The organism is Methylobacterium goesingense, assembly GCF_022179225.1.
In the GTDB taxonomy this organism is placed as follows: Bacteria; Pseudomonadota; Alphaproteobacteria; order Rhizobiales; family Beijerinckiaceae; genus Methylobacterium; species Methylobacterium goesingense.
Genome location: NZ_BPQL01000003.1, coordinates 1 through 4,469 on the forward strand (window position 1 = coordinate 1; position 4,469 = coordinate 4,469).

The window sequence follows — 4,469 nt, forward strand, 5'->3', positions numbered from 1 at the left end:
GGCAGCTTGTAGACCCGGCGCAGGAGCAGCCGGGTCTACAAGCTGCCCCACACCTTCCACATCCTCGTCACGGTGGGGCTCGCCCTGGTGGTGCAGGAAGCCGTCATCATCGTCTGGGGGCCCATCGGCGGGAACGTCGCCCCGCCGGAGGCCTTGGGCGGCGTGATGATCCTCGGCGATTTCGTCTATCCGGAGTACCGGCTCTTCGTGATCGGCTTCACGGCGATCCTGGCGGCCGGCCTGTGGTGGCTCCTCGACCGGACGCGGCTCGGCGCCATCGTTCGGGCCGGGTCGGAATCCCCCTCGAACATGGCGCTGCTGGGCTACGACACGCATGCCATCAACACCGCCGTCTTCGCGCTGGGCGCCGGGCTCGCGGGGCTGGCCGGGGCGCTCGCCGCCCCCATCCGGGGCGTCGAGCCCTTCATGGGCGTCGAGGCGCTGGGCATCGCCTTCGTCGTGGTGGTGATCGGCGGGATGGGCAGCTACGCCGGGGCGCTCGCGGCCGGCCTTCTCGTCGGCATCGCCCAGAGCCTGATGGCCACCCTGTGGCCCGAGGGCGCACGCCTCGTCATCTATCTCGGCATGGCCGGCATCATCATGGCGATGCCGCGCGGCCTGTTCGGCCGGGCCTGAGGGGGAGTTTTCGCGGTGATTCCCCTCCTCGATCGACCCCTCGTCCAGTTCGGCCTCGCGGTCGCCGTCGTGCTGATCCTGCCCGTGACCATGCGCTCGGGCACGCTGGCCAGCGAGATCCTGATCTTCGGGCTCGCTGTCGCCGCCTGCAACCTGCTGCTCGGCTACACGGGCCTCCTCTCCTTCGGCCAGGGCATCTTCTTCGGCCTCGGCAGCTACGTCGCCGGGCTCGGCCTCGTCCGGGTCGGCCTGCCCGCCCCCATCGTGCTGCTGCTGGCGTTGGGCGGAGGCGCCCTGGTGGCGGCCGCCGTGGGCTGGGTCTCGATCCGGCGCCAGGGCGTCTACTTCGTGATGCTGACGCTCGCCTTCTCGCAGATGTTCTACTTCCTGGCCTACACCTTCAGCGGTCTCACGGGAGGCGACAACGGCCTCCTCGACATCCCGCGTCCGCGCCTTGGCGACACGGTGCTGAGTGGTCCATGGGCCTACTACGCCTTCGTGGCCGTGCTCTTCCTCGCGCTCTTCGCCGCACTCCAGCGGGTCGCGCTCTCGACCTTCGGGCGCACCCTGCTCGCCATCCGCGACAACGAGGCCCGGGCCGGGGCGATCGGCTATCCGGTGCGCGCCTTCAAGGTCGCGGCCTTCGCGATCTCCGGCGCGGTCACGGCCTTCGCGGGCGCGCTCCACGCCATGCTGATCGGCGTCGCACCGCTCTCGAACATCGACTATCACACCAGCGAGACCCTGCTGATCATGACGATCATCGGGGGAACCGCGAACCTGTTCGCCTCGCTCCTCGGCGCGGGCGCCTACCTGCTCGCCGCCGATGCCCTCTCGGCGATCTGGCCGCGATGGCTCCTCCTCCTCGGGCTCCTTCTCATCGTCATCACGCTGTTCCTGCAGCGCGGCCTCTGGGGCCTGATCGAGCGCGCCGTCGCCCTGGTGACGCGGGCGCCGCCGCCGGAGGATCCGGCCCCCGACCGGCCGGTGGTGAGCAATCCCGACGTCGCACCCGCATCGGAGGCGACCCGATGAGCGAACCCATTCTCGCCACGGACGCCTTGAGCGTCCGCTACGGCAGCTTCGTCGCCCTGCAGGACGTGACCCTGCGCATCGCCGAGAACAGCGTCCACTCGATCATCGGCCCGAACGGCGCCGGCAAGACCACCCTGTTCCACGCCCTGACCGGCCGGATCGCGCCCTCGGCCGGGCGCATCACCCTGGGCGGCCGGGACATCACCCGCACATCGGACCACGAGCGCGTGCGCCTCGGCCTCGCCCGCTCGTTCCAGGTCACAAGCCTTTTCCCGACGCTCAGTGTTCGCGAGAACCTGCGGCTGGCCGCGCAAGGTCGGACGCCCTGGCAGGCGCTTGCCCCCTGGCGCCGGGCCGAGGCCAACCGGCCGGTGCTCGCGGTCGCCGAGGCGATGCTGGAGCGCCTCGAACTGACCCGCGTGGCGCTCCGCGCCGCCGGCGAGCTCTCGCACGGGCAGCAGCGGCGCCTCGAGGTCGGGATGGCGATGGCAGCAAGCCCGAAGGTCATCCTGCTCGACGAGCCGACCTCCGGCATGGGTATCGACGACATCGCCGCGATGACGGCGCTGATCCGCGACCTCGGGCGCGACCACACCGTCCTGTTCATCGAGCACAACATGGGCATCGTCATGAACATCTCCGACACCGTGACGGTGATGCGCGCCGGCCGCGTGCTGGTGGAGGGTCCGCCGGCCGTCGTGCGCGACGACCCGGAGGTGCGCCGGGCCTATCTCGGCAACATGATCACCGGGGACATTTCCGGGCCGAAGGATCTGGTCTCGTGAGCGGCCCGATCGCCCTCGCCCTGGAGGAGATCCACGGTTTCTACGGCAAGAGCCACATCCTCCAGGGCGTCAGCCTGGAGGTGCGGGCGGGGGAGATCGTTTGCCTCCTCGGGCGCAACGGCGCGGGCAAGACCTCGACCCTCAAGGCCGTCAGCGGCCTCCTGCCCCCGCGCGGCGGCCGGGTGCGCTTCCACGGCACCGACGTGGCCGGCTGGCCCGCCCATCGCATCGCCCGGGCCGGCCTCACCCTCGTGCCGGAGGATCGCGGCATATTCAGCCTGCTCAGCGTGGAGGAGAACCTGGCCATCGCCGTGCGGAAAGGTTCGCCCTGGGGCATGCGGGCGATCTACGCCATGTTCCCGCGTCTCGAAGAGCGTCGCCGCAATGGGGGCGCCCAGCTCTCGGGCGGCGAGCAGCAGATGCTGTCGATCGCCCGCGCGCTCCTTTCAGGGCCGAAGCTCCTCATGCTCGACGAGCCGGTGGAAGGCCTCGCCCCCGTCATCGTCGAGGAGATCGTGGCGCAGATCCGGGCCATCCGAGACGCCGGGGTCCCGATCCTGCTTGTGGAGCAGAACCTCGCGGTCTGCACGAGCCTCGCCGACCGCCACTACATCCTCGAACTCGGCCGCGTCGCCTACGCGGCCGGCAATGCCGACTTCGTCGCCGACGCGGCGGCGCGCGACCGCTTCCTCGGCGTCAAGGCCGCGTGAGCAGCGAAGGAAACGCAGGACACTCATGTCGAACCTCACCATCAACGCCGAGCGCCTCTGGGACACCCTGACCGAGACCGCCGCCATCGGCGCCACCCCGGACGGGGGCATCGCCCGCCTGACGCTCAGCGACGAGGACCGCCGGGTGCGCGACTGGCTCAGGGCCCAGGTCGAGGCCCTGGGCTGCACCCTCACGGTGGATGCGGTGGGCAACATGTTCGCGCTCCGCCCTGGCCGGAACCCGGACCTGAAGCCGATCGCGCTGGGCAGCCACCTCGACACCCAGCCCACGGGGGGCAAGTTCGACGGGGTGCTGGGCGTGCTGGCCGCCCTGGAGGTGTTGCGCACCCTCGACGGGGCCGGCTTCGTCACCGAGGCGCCCCTCCTGCTGGTGAACTGGACCAACGAGGAGGGCGCGCGCTTCGCCCCCGCCATGCTCGGTTCCGGCGTCTATGCGGGCATCTATGCCGGCGATTGGGCCGAGGCCCGCCAGGACAGCGCCGGCACCAGCTTCGGTGCCGCCCTCGACGCCATCGGCTACCGCGGCGCGGCGCCCGCGGGCTCGGTGCCGTTCGGCGCGATGTTCGAGCTGCACATCGAGCAGGGCCCGATCCTGGAGGCTGAAGGCGCCGCCATCGGCGTGGTCCAGGGCGTGCAGGGCATGCGCTGGTTCGAGGTCACCCTGGAAGGCCAGTCCGCCCATACGGGCTCGACCCCGATGCCGATGCGGCGCAACGCGCTCCTCGGCGCCGCGCGCCTGGTGGAGGCGGTGGACGCCGCCGCCCAGGCGCACGCCCCCGATGCGGTCGCCACGGTGGGCCACCTCACGGTGACGCCGAACTCCAACAACGTCATCCCGGGCCACGTCTTCCTCACGGTGGACCTGCGCCACCCGCAGGACGCGGTGCTCGACGCCCTGGAGGCAGCCCTGCGCGACGCCCTCGACCGCGTCACGGTCGGCCTCTCGCTGACGGGAAAACTCCAGGTCATCGCCCGGACCGCCCCCGTGGCCTTCGATCCCGACTGCATCGCTTCCGTCCGGCGCGCGGCCGAGAAGGGCGGCCACCCTACCCGCGACATGGTCTCGGGCGCCGGCCACGACGCCGCCCACGTCGCCGGCCTGGTGCCCACCACCATGGTGTTCGTGCCGAGCGCAGCGGGCCTCAGTCACAACCCGGCCGAATCCACCGCCCCGTCCGAGTGCGCGGCCGGCGCGCAGGTCCTCCTCGACGCGGTGCTCGACTACGATTCCCGCCACGCCCCCGCAGCCTGATCCGAATCTTTCAGCAAGGCTTCCCCCAGC

5 protein-coding genes are annotated in these 4,469 nt (G+C 71.3%); all 5 read left to right on the forward strand.

Annotated features, from left to right (window positions below):
- Window positions 1-72 precede the first annotated feature (72 nt).
- The 5 genes from MFF30_RS00270 to MFF30_RS00290 are packed head-to-tail and all read left to right on the forward strand — an operon-like array spanning window position 73 to window position 4,439.
- The gene (locus MFF30_RS00270) at window positions 73-636 is read left to right on the forward strand and encodes a branched-chain amino acid ABC transporter permease (protein WP_238275005.1); all 564 of its coding nucleotides are present in this window, start codon (window positions 73-75) and stop codon (window positions 634-636) included.
- 15 nt (window positions 637-651) lie between these two features.
- Window positions 652-1,671, forward strand: coding sequence for a branched-chain amino acid ABC transporter permease (locus MFF30_RS00275; protein ID WP_238275007.1), 1,020 nt, complete (start codon window positions 652-654; stop codon window positions 1,669-1,671).
- Window positions 1,668-2,456, forward strand: coding sequence for an ABC transporter ATP-binding protein (locus MFF30_RS00280; RefSeq protein ID WP_238275008.1), 789 nt, complete (start codon window positions 1,668-1,670; stop codon window positions 2,454-2,456). The genes MFF30_RS00275 and MFF30_RS00280 overlap by 4 nt, the downstream gene beginning before the upstream one ends.
- Complete coding sequence (locus MFF30_RS00285; RefSeq protein WP_238275010.1) at window positions 2,453-3,166, forward strand: ABC transporter ATP-binding protein; 714 nt, start codon at window positions 2,453-2,455, stop codon at window positions 3,164-3,166. The genes MFF30_RS00280 and MFF30_RS00285 overlap by 4 nt, the downstream gene beginning before the upstream one ends.
- 25 nt (window positions 3,167-3,191) lie before the next feature.
- A complete protein-coding gene (locus MFF30_RS00290) occupies window positions 3,192-4,439 on the forward strand; it encodes a Zn-dependent hydrolase (RefSeq protein WP_238275012.1) in 1,248 nt (415 codons plus the stop codon).
- Window positions 4,440-4,469: the final 30 nt, after the last annotated feature.

Coding starts and splice junctions, on each gene's coding strand:
- MFF30_RS00290 (WP_238275012.1), top strand. CDS start 3,192: ATGTCGAACCTCACCATCAACGCCGAGCGCCTCTGGGACACCCTGACC.
- MFF30_RS00280 (WP_238275008.1), top strand. CDS start 1,668: ATGAGCGAACCCATTCTCGCCACGGACGCCTTGAGCGTCCGCTACGGC.